Genomic DNA, 16,141 nt, shown 5'->3' with positions numbered 1-16,141 from the left:
GTGGGAACGGGACGGCCGCCCCTGGAGACAGCCGTCCCGTTCGCTGTTATTTCCACCAATCGGCCCGCGTGGGCTCGCGCAGAGCGTTTGTGCCGCAGTGCACCTCTCCGAGGCCGATGTGCAGATAATCCCAGTCCTCAACCCAGTGCACGGTAACCGAGTTGGAGCGCAGCGCATCCACGGTTGCCTGCTTGAACAGATCGGTGCCGTCGATCACCGGGCCGTGCGGGTCGGGTGCGCCGAAGTTGACTGCGTTGACCGAGATGCCGTTCACGATCGCAGGGGAGCGAGCGTAGAAGACCTGAGCGGGCGCCCGTCCTGCTTTCATCTCGGCGCGCAGCTTTTCGATGCTCGCCCGTGAGGTTCGCATCCCGGCCAGTTGCTCGTCTGTCAGCTCACCGAGGGTCTGAAAATTATAGGCGGTGTAGAGCACCGGAACCCGGACCAACTCGGTCGTCTTCAGGCCGGTGGCGCTGGTCAGCGTGGCGATCTGGCGGTCGATGCTCGCCGCGGCGGTGTCCTGGTGCGACAGCAGCGTCCGATTCGCCAGCACCTGGTCGATGGTCGGCTTCTCGCGGTCCGATGTTCCCGTGAACAGCCGTACCGACCCGTGACCCTTGGCCTTGGCGTCCGCCAACAGCCGCACCGCGAGCTTGGGGTCGGCCACCGCCAGCGTCCACCCGCGTTCGTTCTTCGCCGGGATCACGTGGGTCGTCTCGTCCACGTGTCCAACGACCAGCCAGGACGTGTCCAAAATCAACGGTGGCTGCACGCCTTGGGCGTGGATCATCTTGGTGAAGGCGGGGTCGGCCTGCCGTGATGGGGTCATGCCGTGCAGGACGCGCCCGTTCGGGAAGCCCGCATATGGCGGCAGGCTGTCCCAGTTCCCGCCCGAGTTCAGCGAATCGTCCACCGTGGACGGACGGTCGTTGGTGTAGTGGTGTACCACGCCGATGTCGGGGCCCCGCAGTTTGGCATAGAGCTGCCTGCCTGCGAACCGCAGCTCACCGGCCCCGTCCGCGGGCCGCCCGATGTTGGCGGTGCGGAGCAGGAGCCGCATCGTGTGCGGTGCGCCGCCGGCGGCAGGCACGCTTACCGTGCCGGGTTCCACGATGTCCTGCACCCACGGATCGGTCTTGGTGTTCAGCAGCGTCAGGTTCTGCTCGCTCAACCCGCTCGTCGTCACGGCCTTGCGCAGCGAGCCGATGAACTGCTGGTAGGCGTTGGACGAGGAACCGGCCGAGGTGAGCACCTGCTGGGCGGGCCGCAGGTCGTTCTGCAACATCACCGGTGCGACTTTCATCCGCACCACGTCCCGGCTTTCCTGGCCCGCGTCGGTGACGGTGAGCGTCACGTCGGCGAAGCCGTCCCACACCGCCGGGTCTCGGACGATGTCCCTGCCTTCCAGCGCAAGCTCGGCACCGGCACGCAGTTCGGCAGCGGCGAGCTTCCCTGTGCCCAAAGCGACCCACTGCCCGGCGCGTTTGACGAACACGCGGACGAATTTCTCGGCGCTGGTGGCCACGGTCGCCGCGGCGGAATCGGAGACAACGGCGGGCACGGTCCGCAGCGACGCGAGGTCGGCTAGATCGACAGGGCCGTTGAGCACCTCGTCGGCGGCGTCGTTGCAGGCCTCCAACCGACGGTCGGTCTCCTGGCCCTTCCTGGTCAGGTCGGCCTCGGTGACTTTGCAACGCCGTTCGTCATCGTCGAGGTTGGGAAGGAACAACGCGCCGCGCTGAGCGGTCCAGTGCTCCTCGCCGCTCTCGTCGGAAATGCCGGTGACGTCCACTGAACCGTTTCGGTCGACGTCTGCGCGGAGGTCTGCGGCGGGTCCGGACTGCGCGACGGCCGGCAGTCCCAGCACAGTGGTGGCAAGGCCGATGAGTGCGGCCAGCAAAGGTAATGGTCGTGGCAAGGCAGGGTTCCTTTCGTACGGCCGGGCGTGGCAGGGACAGCCCGGCTCATGCGAAACACCTGCCGTGGTGTTCGCGGCAGTATGTAACGCGCACATAACAATCTACGTGATAGTTGTTTGTGCATTCCGCCGAAGGAACCAATTCTGTTGTCCGAGTACCGGGCGGGCACGGAATGGTCAGGGCGCCCGCCCGGCACCGCATCAGGTTTTGCCGAGAAGCTGCTGGAAGAACGTGCGGTAGCGCTGGAGCGCGAGCCGAAGGTCCTCGGTCGGCCCCTCGCCGTCGGAGGACCACTGGTCTTCCAGTTCCCGCTTGTTTTCGGCGAACGTGGTGGCCAGGTTCTGCATCACCTCGGCGACCAGTTGGTCGGCTTCTTGGACGGCGCGGCGCGGATCGTCCACGAACGCGGCCTGGAGTTCCTGCCACCGCTCCCGGAACCGCCCGACCTCCGCCGGATCGAACAGTCCGTCGGGCCGAGTCGTGGGTTCGACGTCGTCGATCCGCGATTCACCGAGTCTGGGGTCCGGGATCGGTTCGCTGTTGCGCGGGGCGTCTTCCTGCATGGTGTCGTTCCGTTCCTCGCTGCTCGGGGGCTCCGGAGGCGCGGCGGGCGTGGTCACCCGCGCCGTCGGTTTGGTCGACAAGCTCGGCGAAAAGGGCGCGGTAGTGCACCATCGCGCCGCGCAGGTCCTCGGTGGTGGCCTCACCGCGTTCGCTGCGCTGTTTGGTTTCGTGCGCGGTGCGGTAGTGGTCGAGGGTGGACGCGTGCGCCACGGAGAGGTCCTTGATCTGTTGGCGGTACCCGTCGGTCGGGTACCCGCGCTCCCGCATGACTTCGGTGACCAGCTCATCGGCGCGCAGCAGCGCGTCGGTTGGCCGGTCCACGAAGAGCTCCTGCACGGTGGTCCAGCGCTTGCGATAGCCCTCGGCGGCCTCGGCGCGCAGCGGACGGACGTCGAGTTTGTCGTGCCGACGCTCGCGTTCGGCGAGTTCCTGTTCGGCCTTCCAGCGTCCGTCGCTGCGTTGCACGGTGCGGTCGTACTCGGGTCCGAAGCGTTGTTGCAGGCGACGCCTGCGCACAAGGGCTGCGGCCAGCAGAGCGACCACGACCGCGATCAGAATGGCGATCACGACGCCGACGATCATGTCTGTGGACATCACGGCTCCTAGGTCGTATCGATCTCGACCCGAATGCCACTGATGTCGGTGGAAAAAACGCATCCTGCCCATCCGCCCCAACATGGAGCAGTTCAGACGTCGGAGTTTCCGCTGCGCAGAGCAGTGCGATACCCCCAGACGACGGGCTGGTCAGGGGTTTCGAAACAGCGCCGTCGGGCAGAGGCTGCGAATGAGCGGTCTCTGCCCGACGACTGCGCTACAGCGCTTCTGGCTGATCGCTGGTTGTGAGGCCGGTTACGAAGTTCGCCCAACTAATGGGTGGCAGAGGTCGGCACCGTCAGCGACTACGAGCAGCGGCCCGGCGCGCCCAATGGCGAACCCTCCCGGTGCGGTTCGCCAGTGGCATCACCCGGCACATGGGACCGCACGAAATCGACCCAGTCCCTGCGGGGACCACGAGCGTCAACCCTTGACGCACAGGACCTGCCGAAGCTTGGCCACGACCTCCACCAGGTCCGCCTGGTCGGCGATCACCTGGTTGATGTCCTTGTACGCGGCCGGGATCTCGTCCACCACCCCCGCATCCTTACGGCACTCCACGCCCGCCGTCTGCGCGGCCAAATCCTTCGCCGTGAACCGCTTGCGCGCCTGGTTACGCGACATCCTCCGGCCCGCCCCATGCGACGCCGAACAGAACGACTCCGGATTCCCCAGCCCGCGCACGATGTAGGACCCGGTGCCCATCGAGCCGGGGATGATCCCCAACTCTCCCCGCCCGGCGTGGATCGCACCCTTGCGCGTCACCAACAACTCCTCGCCGAAGTGCAGCTCCTCCGCCACATAATTGTGATGGCACGAGATCGGCTCATCGAACGCCACCTGCGCAAACCGCGCCCGCAACACATCGCTGACCAGACGCAGCATCACCGCGCGATTGCGCCGCGCGTAGTCCTGCGCCCAGTACAAATCGTGCCGGTACGCCGCCATCTGCGGCGTCTGCGCCAAGAACACCGCCAAGTCCGGGTCGGGCAGCTCGGCGTTGTGCGCCAGCCCGCGGGCCACCTCGATGTGGTGCTGAGCCAGCAGGTTGCCGATGCCCCGCGAACCCGAATGCAACATCACCCACACCATGTCATCGGCGTCCAGGCAGACCTCGATGAAGTGGTTGCCGCCGCCGAGGCTGCCCATCTGGTGCAACGCCCGCTCGGACTGGTCCCGCACAGCGGGCGTCAGCGCATCGAAGCGCTTCCAGAACGACTCCCAGTCGGCGGCGTCGCGAGAGCTGAAAGCCTCGGAGCGGTGCTGCGCGAACCCGACCGGCACCGCCTTCTCGATCGCCGACCGCAGTGAACGCAGGTCACCGGGTAGATCCGCGGCGCGCAGCGAGGTGCGCACGGCGGTCATGCCGCAGCCGATGTCCACCCCGACCGCGGCGGGTGAGACCGCGTCGCGCATGGCGATGACCGAGCCGACCGTGGCGCCCTTGCCGTAGTGCACGTCGGGCATCACCGCGACGTGCTTGACCACCCAGGGCAGCGCCGCGATGTTCTCAAGCTGGCGCATCGCGGCGGGCTCGACCTCATCGGGTCGGGTCCACAGGTGGATGCCTGCCTGCTTGCCGGGCAGCGTGCTGATAGCCATATCCCCAGGCTAGGCAGGTCCGTCACGAAAGCGCGCCCGAATTTGCGTGCAACCGGGTGGCGGGCTGCCTCCGTCCTTGTGACATGAGACGCATTGGAACGCTACTGGGCGCGGGCGCCCTGCTCCTCGCGGTGGCTGCGTGCGCCGACTCGGACTCCCAACCAGGTTTCGGCGGGCAACCGCCGACGGTCACCTCATCGCAGGCACCACCCGATGAGGTGAAGACGCCCGAAGGCACCGTGAAAGTCGCCAAGGAGCGCGTGACGCCCCCGGCCAACTCCGACGACCGCCAGACCGTGGTGTGGACGGCCAACGACGGCAAGTCCGTCGGCACGTACGCACAGGAAGGCGGCTGCGGCAAGGCCCACGCCGAAATCGTCGAGCAGACCGATCAGCAGGTGAAGATCGCGCTGGTCGAGGTCGTGCCGAAGCCGGAAGCCAAGAAGATGTGCACCATGGACATCCGCTACCCGGCGGTGTCCGTGGACCTGGCCCAGCCGCTCGGCGAGCGGAAGGTCGTGCTGGAAAGCCGCACCGAGACCGAGAAGTGAGCAGTCGCGGCATTCTCCCAGGATGCCGCGCATGCTCCCGCGAGTGCTCGGGGCCGGCGGGACTGACCCGCCGGCCCCGAGTGCATTCTCAGCAGGTTTTCCCGATGACCCGCGGCACACAGTCCGCATACGACAGCAGCATCTCGACCGCCTTGTCGTTGCGGGTGGTCTCGCGGGCGATCACGCTGCCCGGCGGGTAGAAGCCGTTGTTCCCGCCGTACATCTCGAACGTGTAGCTATAGATCTTGTGGACGCCCCACATCCAGTCGCTGATGTCCCCGTCGGCGGGGTAGAGCTGGCTGGACTGCATCGGCTCGTACCGGTTGGTCTGGGCCATCTGCTTCCCGAGCGTGGAGAACACCCTGGCGTCCTCCGCGGTCAGGCCCGGCTGCACGACCTCGGTGGTGTAGCCGTACGGCCACAGCACCAACTCGCCGTAGGTGTGGAAGTCGATGTGGGCCTTGACCTGCTGCTTTCCGCCGACGACCCGGGAGTTGACCCAGTCGCTGACGGCCTTGGTCTCCGGCGCCGAGAACGGGGCCGTGCCGCGGTAGTCCTGGGCGGAGGGGCTGCCGCTGGAGCCGCCGCAGCAGTTCCACTTGAACGACCAGTTGCGGTTGGGGTCGGTGCCCTGGCCCTGCCGGTTCTTCCGCCAGCTTCGGTACTGGCCGGTGGCGATGTCGTACTCGACGCCGTCCGGGTTCACCATCGGCACCACGTAGATCTCGCGGGAGTCCACCAGCGTCTTGACGGCGGAGTTGGTGGCGTAGCCGTCGGTGAGCTGGGCGACGATGCGCAGACACTGCTCGCCTGACAGGTGCTCACGGGCGTGCTGGTTGCAGGTGAACAGCACCTCGGGCTCGTTCTCGTCGGTCCCGACGTTGTCGCTGATCTTGATGATCGGGATGGTGCGGTTCTCATAGGACTTGCCGACCGACGTGACGGCGGCGATGGGGGAGTGGTCCTTCGCCGCGGCGTTGAGCTCGGCGACCATTTCCCCATAGTTGTGGTAGGCGGCATCGGCGGGCGGGAAGTCGAATGTCCCGGACTGCCGTTCCAGCCGGTAACCCGCCTTGCGCAGTTCCTCGGCCTTGTTCTCCTCGATCCTGATCCGCATCCCGGACGGACTCTGCCCGAGCACGTCGGTGGCGGCGTGGGCCACCCGGCCACGGTCACCCGATTCGGTGACGCCGGTGACCAGGTAGACCGGCGGACCCGATTCGGGCTGGGCGGCCGTCGTCGCAGGGGTGGGTATGACGATGACCAGGGAAACGACGGTGAGTGCCGAGATCAGCAGGGAGCGTGACATCGGTGCCTCTCGGTTTGCAGGGATTTGCCCTCCAGAATGGTTCAGAGCTGACCAATTCCAGTAGTGCCGAAGGCACGTATCTTTTTCACAGTTCTCATCAAGGCGGTACCTAAAACCCGCTGGTAGTCACGCCGTACCCTGGTTGTGCACGGCTGACACCACCCGAGAGGACGTTCATGCTCTCCCGCACCGACCTGCGCGGTCGCGTACCTTCTCCCGCCCAGCTGCGCGGCACCCTACCGCGCGCCGAGGTGGACGTGGACGCGGTGCTCCATCGGGTGCGGCCGATCGTGGACGACGTGCGGAACCGCGGCGTGGACGCGGTGCTGGCGTACACCGAGACCTTCGACAAGGTCCGTCCGGCCACCGTCCGGGTGCCCGCCGCCGAGCTGCGCCGGGCGCTGGACGAGCTTGACCCGCAGGTCACCGACGCCCTGAAAGAGGTCATCGCCAGGGCCAGGCTGGTGCACGCCGACCAGCGCCGCACCGATGTGACCACCCAGGTGGTGCCCGGCGGCACCGTCACCGAGCGCTGGGTGCCGGTGGCCCGCGTCGGCCTGTACGCGCCGGGTGGCCTCGCGGTCTACCCCTCCAGCGTCGTGATGAACGTGGTGCCCGCCCAAACCGCGGGCGTCGAGTCGCTGGTCGTCTGCTCCCCGCCGCAGGCGGAATTCGGCGGACTGCCGCACCCCGCGGTGCTCGCCGCGTGCGCGTTGCTCGACGTCGACGAGGTGTGGGCCGTCGGCGGCGCCCAGGCCGTCGCGCTGCTGGCATACGGCGGCACTGACACCGACGGCGCCGAACTGGCGCCGGTGGACATGGTCACCGGGCCGGGCAACATCTACCTCACCGCCGCGAAACGGCTGCTCCGCGGCCTGATCGGCATCGACTCCGAGGCCGGGCCCACCGAGATCGCGGTGCTCGCCGATGACACCGCCGACCCGGTGCACGTCGCCGCCGACCTGATCAGCCAGGCCGAGCACGACACCTTGGCCGCCAGCGTCCTGGTCACCACCTCCACCGAACTCGCCGACGCGGTGGACGCCGAACTGGTGCGCCAGGTCGCGGCCACCAAGCACTCCGAGCGCATCCGCACCGCGCTGACCGGCACCCAGTCCGGCTGCGTCCTGGTGTCCACTGTGGACGACGGCGTGAAGGTCGTGGACGCCTACGCCGCGGAGCACCTGGAGATCCAGACCCGCGACGCGAGCGAGGTCGCCGCCAGGGTGCGCAACGCGGGCGCGATCTTCGTCGGCGCCTTCGCCCCCGTCTCGCTGGGCGACTACTGCGCGGGCTCCAACCACGTGCTGCCCACGGGCGGCTGCGCCCGGCACAGCTCGGGTCTGTCCGTGCAGACCTTCCTGCGGGGCATCCACGTCGTGGAGTACACCGAGCAGGCGCTGCGCGAGGTGGCCGACAAGGTCGTCGCGCTGGCCACCGCCGAGGACCTGCCCGCCCACGGCCAGGCCGTCACCGCCCGCTTCGGAGGCACGACGTGAGCCTCGGCGACGCCGTCGCACTGAGCGACCTCCCGCTGAGGGCGGACCTGCGGGGCAAGAGCCCCTACGGCGCACCCCAGTTGGACGTGCCGGTGCGGTTGAACACCAACGAGAACCCGTACCCGCCCGCTCCCGAGCTTGTCGCGGACCTCGCGTCCTCGGTGGCGGCGGCAGCGGCCGACCTGCACCGCTACCCGGACCGGGACGCGGTGGCGCTGCGAGCCGATCTGGCCGCCTACCTGACCGCGAGCACCGGTGTCGAGTTGACCACCGCGAACCTGTGGGCGGCCAACGGCTCCAACGAGGTCCTCCAGCAGCTTCTGCAGGCGTTCGGCGGACCCGACCGGCTGGCGATCGGCTTCGAGCCGTCGTACTCGATGCACCCGATCATCGCTTCCGGCACCCGCACCGAGTGGCTGGCCGCGCCGCGCCGCGAGGACTTCTCGCTGGACGTGGAGAAGGCGGTCGCGGTGATCGCCGAGCGCTCGCCGGACATCGTGTTCGTGACCAGCCCCAACAACCCCACCGGCCAGTCCATCCCGCTCGCCGACCTGGGTACCGTGACCGAGGCCGCACCCGGCATGGTGGTCATCGACGAGGCCTACGCCGAGTTCTCCTCCCAGCCCAGCGCGGTGCGGCTGCTCGCGGACTTCCCGGCGAAGCTGGTGGTCACCCGAACCATGAGCAAAGCGTTCGCGTTCGCAGGCGGCAGGCTCGGCTACCTCGCCGCCGCCCCCGCCGTGATCGACGCGTTGCTGCTGGTCAGGCTGCCCTACCACCTGTCGGCGCTGACCCAGGCCGCCGCGCGGGCCGCGATCCGGCACGCCGACTCCACGCTCGACTCCGTCGCCCACCTCATCGCCGAACGGCACCGGGTGGTGGCCAAACTCACCGATCTGGGCTTCGACGTGGTGCCCAGCGACGCGAACTTCGTCCTCTTCGGCCGGTTCGACGACCGCAAAGCCGCCTGGCAGTCCTACCTGGACCGCGGTGTGCTCATCCGCGACATTGGCGTTGATGCCTTCCTTCGGGTGACGATAGGGCTGTCCGAGGAGAACGACGCCTTCCTGGCGGCGAGTGAGGAGATTCGTTGAGCCGCACCGCACGGGTGGAACGCACCACCAAGGAATCGTCCATCGTGGTCGAACTGGACCTGGACGGCTCCGGCAAGGTCGAGGTCGCGACGGGACTGCCGTTCTACGACCACATGCTGCACGCCCTGGGCCAGCACGCCTCCTTCGACCTCGCGGTCCGCGCCAGCGGCGACATCGAGGTGGACGCCCACCACACCGTGGAGGACACCGCGATCGTGCTCGGCCAGGCCCTGCGCCAAGCCCTCGGCGACGCGGCGGGCATCCGCCGCTTCGGCGATGCCTGGATCCCGATGGACGAGACCCTCGCGCACGCCGCGGTGGACATCTCCGGCCGCCCGTACTGTGTGCACACCGGCGAACCCGAGGTCATGGTCGGTTTCACCGTCGGCAACAACTACCCGACGGTGCTGAACAAGCACGTGTTCGAGTCGCTGGCCTTCCACGCCAGGATCGCCCTGCACGTCCGGGTGCTCTACGGCCGCGACCCGCACCACATCACCGAGGCCCAGTACAAGGCCGTGGCCAGGGCTCTGCGCGCCGCGGTGGAACTGGACCCGCGCACCTCCGGTGTGCCATCGACCAAGGGCGTGCTGTAGAACTGCGCCATGTTCGGCATCTCTTCGGAGTACGTCATCGTGGCCCTGATAGCCCTGGCGGGCTTCCTCATCGGCGGCGTGTGGGTGACCTACAAGCAGGCCAAGGCCTTCGCCATGCTGATGCTCCTCGGTGCCGTGCTGGCGGGCGGCGCCGCGCTCGCCTGGTACCTGTCCTAGGCCCGGTTGAGATACCGGGGCGGCACCGCCTCGGTGAGCCAGACCCCGTTGGCGCTGACCTGGAACCGGTGACCCGCTTCCGCCATGGCCGCGGCGTCGACCTCGAGGATCACCGGAGCGCCGCGGCGGCTGCCCACCCTGGTCGCGGTGGCCACATCGGGGGAGAGGTGCACGGCGTGTCTGCGCATCGGCCGCAGCCCCTCGGTCAGGATCGCGTCCAGAAACCGCTCGACGGTGCCGTGGTAGAGCACAGCGGGCGGAACGGCGTCGTGCAGCGCCAAGTCGACGGGCACACTGTGGCCCTGGCTCGCCCTGATCCTGGTGCCGGTCTCGTCCAAAGCGAAGCGCTGCTTGTCGTTGCGGGCGACGACCTCGTCCAATTCGGCCCTGCTGACGCGGAACCCGTGCCGCCCCAGCGCCGCGAGCAGCCCCGCGACCTCGGTCCAGCCCGCCTCGTCCAGCGTGATGCCGATCTGCTGTGGCCCGTGCCGCAGGTGCCGTGACAGCCTCTTCGACACGGCGATCATTCTCTTCTCATCCATTTCCGGCCAACTACACCACACATGTCCAGCCGGTTTTGATCAGGGAATGCCGCCCTCCGCGGTCGGCCGAAGGCGAGGGGCGCCGGGGCCGAACTCGGCCATCCGGTCGTCGGAGTTGAAGAGCAGGCAGGACTTCAGCGACAGGCAGCCGCAGCCGATGCAGCCGGTCAGGTTCTGCCGCAGGCGCTGCATCGCCTCGATCCTGGCGTCCAACTCCTTGGCCCAGGTGTTCGACAGCCGCGCCCAATCCGCTTTGTTCGGGGTGCGGCTCTCCGGCAGCTTGGACAACGCCGCCGCGATCTCCTCCAGCGACAGCCCCACCCGCTGGGCGCTGCGGATGAACGCCAGCCGCCGCAGGATCGCCCTGGGATAGCGGCGCTGGTTGCCGGTGGTGCGCTCGGGGGTGATCAGCCCCTTGTCCTCGTAGAACCGCAGGGCGCTGTGCGGTACGCCACTGCGGGCCACCACATCGCCGATCGTCAGCCAGTTGGCCAGTGCTGTCATGTCACACAGCCTAGTACTTGACCTCAAGTTAGCTAGAGGTTTCAAGGTGGTGGCATGACGACGACCACTGATCTCTCCTACGCCGACCTGCAGGCGTTGATGGCACGGATGACCGGGGACGAGAAGCACGACCTCGCGGCTTCTTCCACATTGGACGTGTTGTGGGTGCTCTACGACCGGGTGCTCAACGTGAGCCCCGAAACGGTCAACGACCCCGCGCGGGACCGCTTCCTGCTCTCCAAAGGACACGGCCCGATGGCCTTCTACGCGGTGCTGGCCGCCAAGGGCTTCATCGACCCCGCGGAACTGGACGACTGGGCCACCTTCGGCTCCCGCCTCGGCTGGCACCCGGACGGGGTGCTGGTGCCCGGTGTCGAGATCGGCAGCGGATCCCTCGGACACGGCCTGCCCATCGCCGTCGGCGAGGTGATCGGGCTGCGCGTGCACCGCCAGCACCACGCCAGGGTGGTGGCTCTGCTCGGCGACGCCGAACTCGACGAGGGCAGCAACCACGAGGCCATCGCCGTGGCCGGACGGCTGGGCATGGAACAGCTCACCGTCGTCGTGGTGGACAACAGCTCAGCCTCGCTGGGCTGGCCGTCCGGCATCGCCGACCGATTCGCCCGCGAGGGCTGGCAGGCCGTCACCGTCGACGGCCGCGACCACGACGCGCTGTACCGCGCGTTCACCGCCGAACACCCCGGCCGCCCGCTCGCCGTCGTGGCGCGCGTCGAACCCAAGGAGTCCTGACATGACCGCCACTCTTTCCCTGGACATGCGGCAGACGTTCGCGCGGACCACCAGCGAACTGCTGGACACCGACCCCCGCACGGTGCTGCTGCTGGCCGATATCTCCGAGTCGCTGTTCGACGCAGACAAGGCCAGGCGCCCGGACCGCGTGATCAACGTCGGCATCCGAGAGCAGTTGCTGATCGGCGCGGCCTCCGGGGTTGCGCTGACCGGCCTGCGGCCCATCGTGCACACCTACGCGCCGTTCCTAGTCGAACGGCCCTTCGAGCAGGTGAAACTGGACTTCGGCCACCAGGACGTCGGCGCCGTGCTGGTCAGCATCGGCGCCTCGCACGACGCGGCCGCCGCGGGCCGCACCCACATGGCGCCCGGCGACGTGGCACTGCTGGACACGCTGCCCGGCTGGACGATCCACGTGCCCGGCCACCCGTCCGAAGTGGACCTGCTGCTGCGCGAGGCCGCAGCAGGCGAGGACCGCGTCTACCTCCGGCTGTCCAGTGCGCAGAACTCCCGCGCCCACCTCGGCCGCGGCTGGCAGCAGGTCAAACGTGGCCGCGCCGGGGTGGTGCTGGCGGTCGGACCGGTGCTGGACAGCGTGCTGGACGCGACGTCCACCCTGGACGTGACGGTGCTGTACACGCCGACCGTCCGCCCGTTCGACGGCGCCGGTCTGCGCGCGGCGCTGCTGGCCGCCGACCGCCCCGACGTGGTGCTGGTGGAGCCGTACCTGCGGGGCACCTCCAGCCACGAGGTCGCCGACGCGCTCCAGCGCATGCCGCACCGCCTGCTCGCGCTGGGCGTGGCCCGCGACGCCGAACTCCGCGCCTACGGCACCGCCCAGGAGCACGACGCCGCCCACGGCCTGGACGCGGCGGGCATCGCCACCTCGATCCGCCACTTCCTGGGTTGAGCCTGCGATACCCGAGGCACCTGCCGCCCCGTAGGCTGGTCAGGTGCCTCGTGTCGTCGTGCTGGACTACGGTTCCGGAAACCTCCGCTCCGCCGAGCGTGCGCTGCAACGCGTCGGCGCGACCGTCGAGGTGACCGCCGACCATCACGCCGCGCTGGAGGCCGACGCGCTGGTGGTGCCCGGGGTCGGCGCCTTCGCCGCCTGCATGGAAGGCCTGCTCGGAGTCCGCGGGCAGAAGATCATCGGCCAGCGGCTGGCGGGCGGCAGGCCAGTGCTGGGCATCTGCGTCGGCATGCAGATCCTGTTCGACCGCGGTGTCGAGCACGGCATCGAAACCGAGGGTTGCGCCGAGTGGCCAGGCACCGTGCGGCGCATCGATGCGCCGGTGCTGCCGCACATGGGCTGGAACACGGTGCGCGCCCCCGAAGGCTCGGTGCTTTTCGATGGCTTGGACGCCGACACCCGCTTCTACTTCGTGCACTCCTACGGCGTCACCGAATGGGAGTTGGAGCCCGGCCCGCCCATCCCGCCGCCCCTGGTCACCTGGGCCAACCACGGCCAGGACTTCGTCGCGGCTGTGGAGAACGGGGCGTTGGCCGCGACCCAGTTCCACCCGGAGAAGTCCGGCGACGCGGGCGCGCACCTACTGCGGAACTGGTTGAAAGAGGTCGTCGGATGAGCACGCCGCGCAAGCCGTCCAAGCCGCGCAGCACCGGTGCGGCGAAGAGCCGCAGGCCCGCGGACACCGGGCGGCGCCCCGGTGGGCGTTCGGTGGCGGCGACCGCGGGCGCGGCGATCGGCGCGTTGATCGCGGGGCTCGTCCTCGGCGTCGCCGACCAGGTGCCGTGGTGGGTGTGGGTGGTGTGTGCCGTCGCCGCCCTGCTTGTCGGCTACATAGTCTATCGGCGTAACGCCAAATAGAACCGACATTTCACCGGCGTGCAATCAGCGGTGCGCTCAACGAATGAATCCGCCGGGCGTTCATAATTCGCTGTCGCATGATGTTCCAGGCTCCCGTCCGGGAGTTTTCGAAACCTGGAGGTCATGTGCGTCGATTATGTGTGCTCTTTTCCGCCCTCGCGTTGGTGCTGACCGGCCCAACGGTGCTGGCGGCCAACGGAGCAGCAGCGAAAAACGACACCTCAACGGGCATAAACACCTGGTCGAGATGGGAGCCGTTGGGCGGCACCCTCACGTCAGGGGCGGCCGTCTCCTCGTGGTCCAACGGCAGACTCGATGTGTTCGCCCGCGGTACCGACAATGCGCTCTGGCACAAGTGGTACCAAAATGGTTGGTCGGGTTGGGAAAGCCTCGGCGGCCAGCTCACCTCATCGCCCGCCGCTGTTTCCTGGGGCAACAACAGAATTGATGTGTTTGTCCGCGGCACCGATAACGCGCTCTGGCACAAATGGTGGAACAACGGCTGGTCCGGTTGGGAAAGCCTGGGCGGTCAGCTCTCCTCCGCGCCCGCGGTGGCCTCGTGGGCCGCGGGCAGGCTGGACGTGTTCGCCCGCGGTACCGACAACGCCCTGTGGCACAAGTGGTACGCCAACGGCTGGTCCGGCTGGGAGAGTCTGGGTGGCACGCTGACCTCGGCGCCCGCCGCCGTCTCCTGGGGCAACAACCGCATCGACGTCTTCGCCCGCGGCACGGACAACGCGCTGTGGCACAAGTGGTGGGCACCGGGCTGGTCGGGCTGGGAGAGTCTCGGCGGCACCCTGACCTCCGCCCCCGCGGTCTCGTCCTGGGCATCGAACCGCCTCGACGTCTTCGCCCGCGGCACCGACAACGCGGTCTGGCACAAGTGGTGGGCGCCCAACTGGTCGGGCTGGGAGAGCCTGGGCGGCACCCTGACCTCCGAACCCGCCGCCGTCTCCTGGGGCAACAACCGCATCGACATCTTCGGTCGCGGCACCGACAACCAGCTCTGGCACAAGTGGTGGTACTGACGACCGGGGGCGCGCCTGCTCAGGCGCGCCCCCTCGCCGAAGCTATGACCAGGCGTAGTTAGGGTGTCGCAGTGACGTTCACACTGCTCCCGGCCGTCGACGTAGCCGACGGCAAGGCCGTGCGCCTGGTCCAAGGCGAGGCCGGTACCGAAACCTCATACGGTGACCCGCGCGACGCAGCATTCGCCTGGCAGGCCGACGGTGCCGAGTGGATCCACCTCGTCGACCTGGACGCCGCCTTCGGCCGGGGCAACAACCGCGAGCTGCTGGCCAAGGTCGTCGGTGAGCTGGACGTCAAGGTCGAGCTCTCCGGCGGCATCCGCGACGACGCTTCCTTGCAGGCGGCGCTGGACACCGGCTGTACCCGCGTCAACCTGGGCACCGCCGCCCTGGAGAACCCCGCCTGGTGCGCCAAGGCCATCTCCGAGTACGGCGAGCGCATCGCGATCGGCTTGGATGTGCGCATCACCGAGGCGGGCCACCGCCTCGCGGCCCGCGGCTGGACCCGGGACGGCGGCGACCTCTGGCAGGTGCTGGCCCGGCTCGACGCCGACGGCGCCTCCCGCTACGTGGTCACCGACGTGAGCAAGGACGGCACCCTGCGCGGCCCCAACCTGGAGCTGCTCCGCCAGGTCTGCACCCGGACCGACAAGCCCGTCATCGCCTCCGGCGGCGTGTCCAGCATCGCCGACCTCCAGGCCCTGGCCGCCCTCTCCGGCGTCGGCGTCGAAGGCACCATCGTCGGCAAGGCCCTCTACGCGGGCGCCTTCACCCTCCCCGAGGCCCTCGCGGCGGTCTGACCGCTGTCACCGGGCATGAGCCGAGATCAAAGATAACGAAACAGTAACGCGACCGTCGCCGGCTCGTTGAGGACATACGAGTCTCACAAGTGACGGGAGAATGCTGTGATCCGTTCCCTGGCTGTCGCGGCGTCCACGCTGGCCCTGGCCCTCGGTACCGGGCTGGCCGCGCAGGCCGAGCCGCTGGTCAACCTCGAGATCAGCGACGTGATCGACAACGGTGACATCCTGGTCTGTCCCGATGAGCTGATCGACTACTCCGAGAACGCGCTGACCATCATCGGCGACGCCACGCATGACATCGGCGGCGGTGACGACGAGGAGGACGGCGCGCAGGTCATGCACGAGGGCTGCAACCGGCCCGCGCCGCCACCCGAGACGGAGTGACCGTCACACCTCGACGGCGATGCCGATGGTGCCCTGGTTGCCACGGCGAAGGCGGCTGCCCCAGATGAGCAGGCGGGCCGTCAGGCCGTACTTTTGCTTGATCAAGGTGCGGACGTACTCCGTCGCGCCGGGGTCCAGCAGGCGGGCCTGACCCGGCACTGCGGGTCCGCTCGGGTTGCCCCGGAAGTCGCAGGGCGCGATCTCCACCGCGGGATTGCGGCGGATGCGCTTGACCTTCCACGATTCGGCCGGTGTCCACACCACGATGGCGGAGCCGTCCTTGGCCGCCCACAGCGGCGTGCCAACCGCTGTGCCGTCCTTGCGATACGTCGTCAGCAACACGTACTTGGCAGCGGCCAGGCGCTCCATGTCGGTCATAGCCCAAAGCATAGGC

General features: G+C 68.6%; 20 protein-coding genes. 12 read left to right on the top strand and 8 right to left on the bottom strand.

Going from position 1 to position 16,141, the window contains the following annotated elements:
• Positions 1–46 precede the first annotated feature (46 nt).
• The 4 genes from ACU6XJ_RS01515 to ACU6XJ_RS01500 all read right to left on the bottom strand — a co-directional run bounded on the left by ACU6XJ_RS01515 (position 47) and on the right by ACU6XJ_RS01500 (position 4,679).
• A complete protein-coding gene (locus tag ACU6XJ_RS01515) occupies positions 47–1,918 on the bottom strand; it encodes a protein-arginine deiminase family protein (RefSeq protein ID WP_476306042.1) in 1,872 nt (623 codons plus the stop codon).
• Positions 1,919–2,119: 201 nt separating this feature from the next.
• The gene (locus tag ACU6XJ_RS01510; RefSeq protein WP_476306041.1) at positions 2,120–2,482 is read right to left on the bottom strand and encodes a hypothetical protein; all 363 of its coding nucleotides are present in this window, start codon (positions 2,480–2,482) and stop codon (positions 2,120–2,122) included.
• Positions 2,427–3,077, bottom strand: coding sequence for a hypothetical protein (locus ACU6XJ_RS01505; protein ID WP_476306039.1), 651 nt, complete (start codon positions 3,075–3,077; stop codon positions 2,427–2,429). Before ACU6XJ_RS01505 ends, ACU6XJ_RS01510 begins: the two co-directional genes overlap by 56 nt.
• A gap of 423 nt (positions 3,078–3,500) precedes the next feature.
• Positions 3,501–4,679, bottom strand: a complete 1,179-nt coding sequence (locus tag ACU6XJ_RS01500; protein ID WP_476306037.1) for an RtcB family protein — start codon at positions 4,677–4,679, stop codon at positions 3,501–3,503.
• Positions 4,680–4,762: 83 nt separating this feature from the next.
• Here ACU6XJ_RS01500 and ACU6XJ_RS01495 point away from each other — a divergent pair, with 83 nt between their 5' ends.
• A complete protein-coding gene (locus ACU6XJ_RS01495; RefSeq protein WP_476306035.1) occupies positions 4,763–5,230 on the top strand; it encodes a hypothetical protein in 468 nt (155 codons plus the stop codon).
• Between the two features lie 88 nt (positions 5,231–5,318).
• On the opposite strand, the gene ACU6XJ_RS01490 is transcribed toward ACU6XJ_RS01495, so the two are convergent.
• On the bottom strand, positions 5,319–6,539 hold the full coding sequence (locus tag ACU6XJ_RS01490; protein ID WP_476306034.1) for a M14 family metallopeptidase: 1,221 nt from the start codon (positions 6,537–6,539) through the stop codon (positions 5,319–5,321).
• Positions 6,540–6,715: 176 nt separating this feature from the next.
• Here ACU6XJ_RS01490 and hisD point away from each other — a divergent pair, with 176 nt between their 5' ends.
• From hisD to ACU6XJ_RS01470, 4 genes are read left to right on the top strand one after another with little or no spacing between them, the layout of a single operon-like run.
• Positions 6,716–8,038 carry a histidinol dehydrogenase gene (gene hisD, locus ACU6XJ_RS01485; RefSeq protein WP_476306032.1) on the top strand — a complete coding sequence of 441 codons (1,323 nt, stop codon included), beginning with the start codon at positions 6,716–6,718 and terminating at the stop codon, positions 8,036–8,038.
• The gene (locus ACU6XJ_RS01480) at positions 8,035–9,132 is read left to right on the top strand and encodes a histidinol-phosphate transaminase (RefSeq protein WP_476306030.1); all 1,098 of its coding nucleotides are present in this window, start codon (positions 8,035–8,037) and stop codon (positions 9,130–9,132) included. The genes hisD and ACU6XJ_RS01480 overlap by 4 nt, the downstream gene beginning before the upstream one ends.
• Positions 9,129–9,728 carry an imidazoleglycerol-phosphate dehydratase HisB gene (gene hisB, locus ACU6XJ_RS01475; protein ID WP_476306028.1) on the top strand — a complete coding sequence of 200 codons (600 nt, stop codon included), beginning with the start codon at positions 9,129–9,131 and terminating at the stop codon, positions 9,726–9,728. The genes ACU6XJ_RS01480 and hisB overlap by 4 nt, the downstream gene beginning before the upstream one ends.
• A gap of 9 nt (positions 9,729–9,737) precedes the next feature.
• Positions 9,738–9,905: a hypothetical protein gene (locus ACU6XJ_RS01470; RefSeq protein ID WP_476306026.1), complete on the top strand. Its 168-nt coding sequence runs from the start codon at positions 9,738–9,740 to the stop codon at positions 9,903–9,905.
• On the opposite strand, the gene ACU6XJ_RS01465 is transcribed toward ACU6XJ_RS01470, so the two are convergent.
• Positions 9,902–10,447, bottom strand: a complete 546-nt coding sequence (locus ACU6XJ_RS01465) for an RNA 2'-phosphotransferase (RefSeq protein WP_476306025.1) — start codon at positions 10,445–10,447, stop codon at positions 9,902–9,904. The two genes, ACU6XJ_RS01470 and ACU6XJ_RS01465, sit on opposite strands and share 4 nt — an antisense overlap.
• A 39-nt stretch (positions 10,448–10,486) precedes the next feature.
• On the bottom strand, positions 10,487–10,951 hold the full coding sequence (gene soxR / locus ACU6XJ_RS01460; protein WP_476306022.1) for a redox-sensitive transcriptional activator SoxR: 465 nt from the start codon (positions 10,949–10,951) through the stop codon (positions 10,487–10,489).
• 54 nt (positions 10,952–11,005) lie between these two features.
• Here soxR and ACU6XJ_RS01455 point away from each other — a divergent pair, with 54 nt between their 5' ends.
• The 7 genes from ACU6XJ_RS01455 to ACU6XJ_RS01425 all read left to right on the top strand — a co-directional run bounded on the left by ACU6XJ_RS01455 (position 11,006) and on the right by ACU6XJ_RS01425 (position 15,747).
• Positions 11,006–11,701 carry a transketolase gene (locus tag ACU6XJ_RS01455; protein ID WP_476306020.1) on the top strand — a complete coding sequence of 232 codons (696 nt, stop codon included), beginning with the start codon at positions 11,006–11,008 and terminating at the stop codon, positions 11,699–11,701.
• A 1-nt stretch (position 11,702) separates the two neighbouring features.
• Complete coding sequence (locus ACU6XJ_RS01450) at positions 11,703–12,611, top strand: transketolase family protein (RefSeq protein ID WP_476306018.1); 909 nt, start codon at positions 11,703–11,705, stop codon at positions 12,609–12,611.
• A 43-nt stretch (positions 12,612–12,654) separates the two neighbouring features.
• Entirely contained in the window at positions 12,655–13,290 is a 636-nt protein-coding gene (hisH, locus tag ACU6XJ_RS01445; RefSeq protein WP_476306016.1) for an imidazole glycerol phosphate synthase subunit HisH, read from the top strand.
• On the top strand, positions 13,287–13,532 hold the full coding sequence (locus tag ACU6XJ_RS01440; protein WP_476306014.1) for a hypothetical protein: 246 nt from the start codon (positions 13,287–13,289) through the stop codon (positions 13,530–13,532). The genes hisH and ACU6XJ_RS01440 overlap by 4 nt, the downstream gene beginning before the upstream one ends.
• A gap of 140 nt (positions 13,533–13,672) precedes the next feature.
• A complete protein-coding gene (locus tag ACU6XJ_RS01435) occupies positions 13,673–14,560 on the top strand; it encodes a PLL family lectin (RefSeq protein WP_476306012.1) in 888 nt (295 codons plus the stop codon).
• 71 nt (positions 14,561–14,631) lie between these two features.
• On the top strand, positions 14,632–15,360 hold the full coding sequence (gene priA / locus ACU6XJ_RS01430) for a bifunctional 1-(5-phosphoribosyl)-5-((5-phosphoribosylamino)methylideneamino)imidazole-4-carboxamide isomerase/phosphoribosylanthranilate isomerase PriA (RefSeq protein ID WP_476306009.1): 729 nt from the start codon (positions 14,632–14,634) through the stop codon (positions 15,358–15,360).
• A 105-nt stretch (positions 15,361–15,465) separates the two neighbouring features.
• The gene (locus ACU6XJ_RS01425) at positions 15,466–15,747 is read left to right on the top strand and encodes a hypothetical protein (protein ID WP_476306007.1); all 282 of its coding nucleotides are present in this window, start codon (positions 15,466–15,468) and stop codon (positions 15,745–15,747) included.
• A 3-nt stretch (positions 15,748–15,750) separates the two neighbouring features.
• On the opposite strand, the gene ACU6XJ_RS01420 is transcribed toward ACU6XJ_RS01425, so the two are convergent.
• Complete coding sequence (locus ACU6XJ_RS01420; protein WP_476306003.1) at positions 15,751–16,125, bottom strand: PPOX class F420-dependent oxidoreductase; 375 nt, start codon at positions 16,123–16,125, stop codon at positions 15,751–15,753.
• Between the last annotated feature and the right edge of the window lie 16 nt (positions 16,126–16,141).

The organism is Actinorectispora metalli (assembly GCF_056323685.1).
The sequence above is the reverse complement of the archived record's forward strand: the minus strand, read 5'-3'. Positions and strand labels throughout refer to the sequence as shown.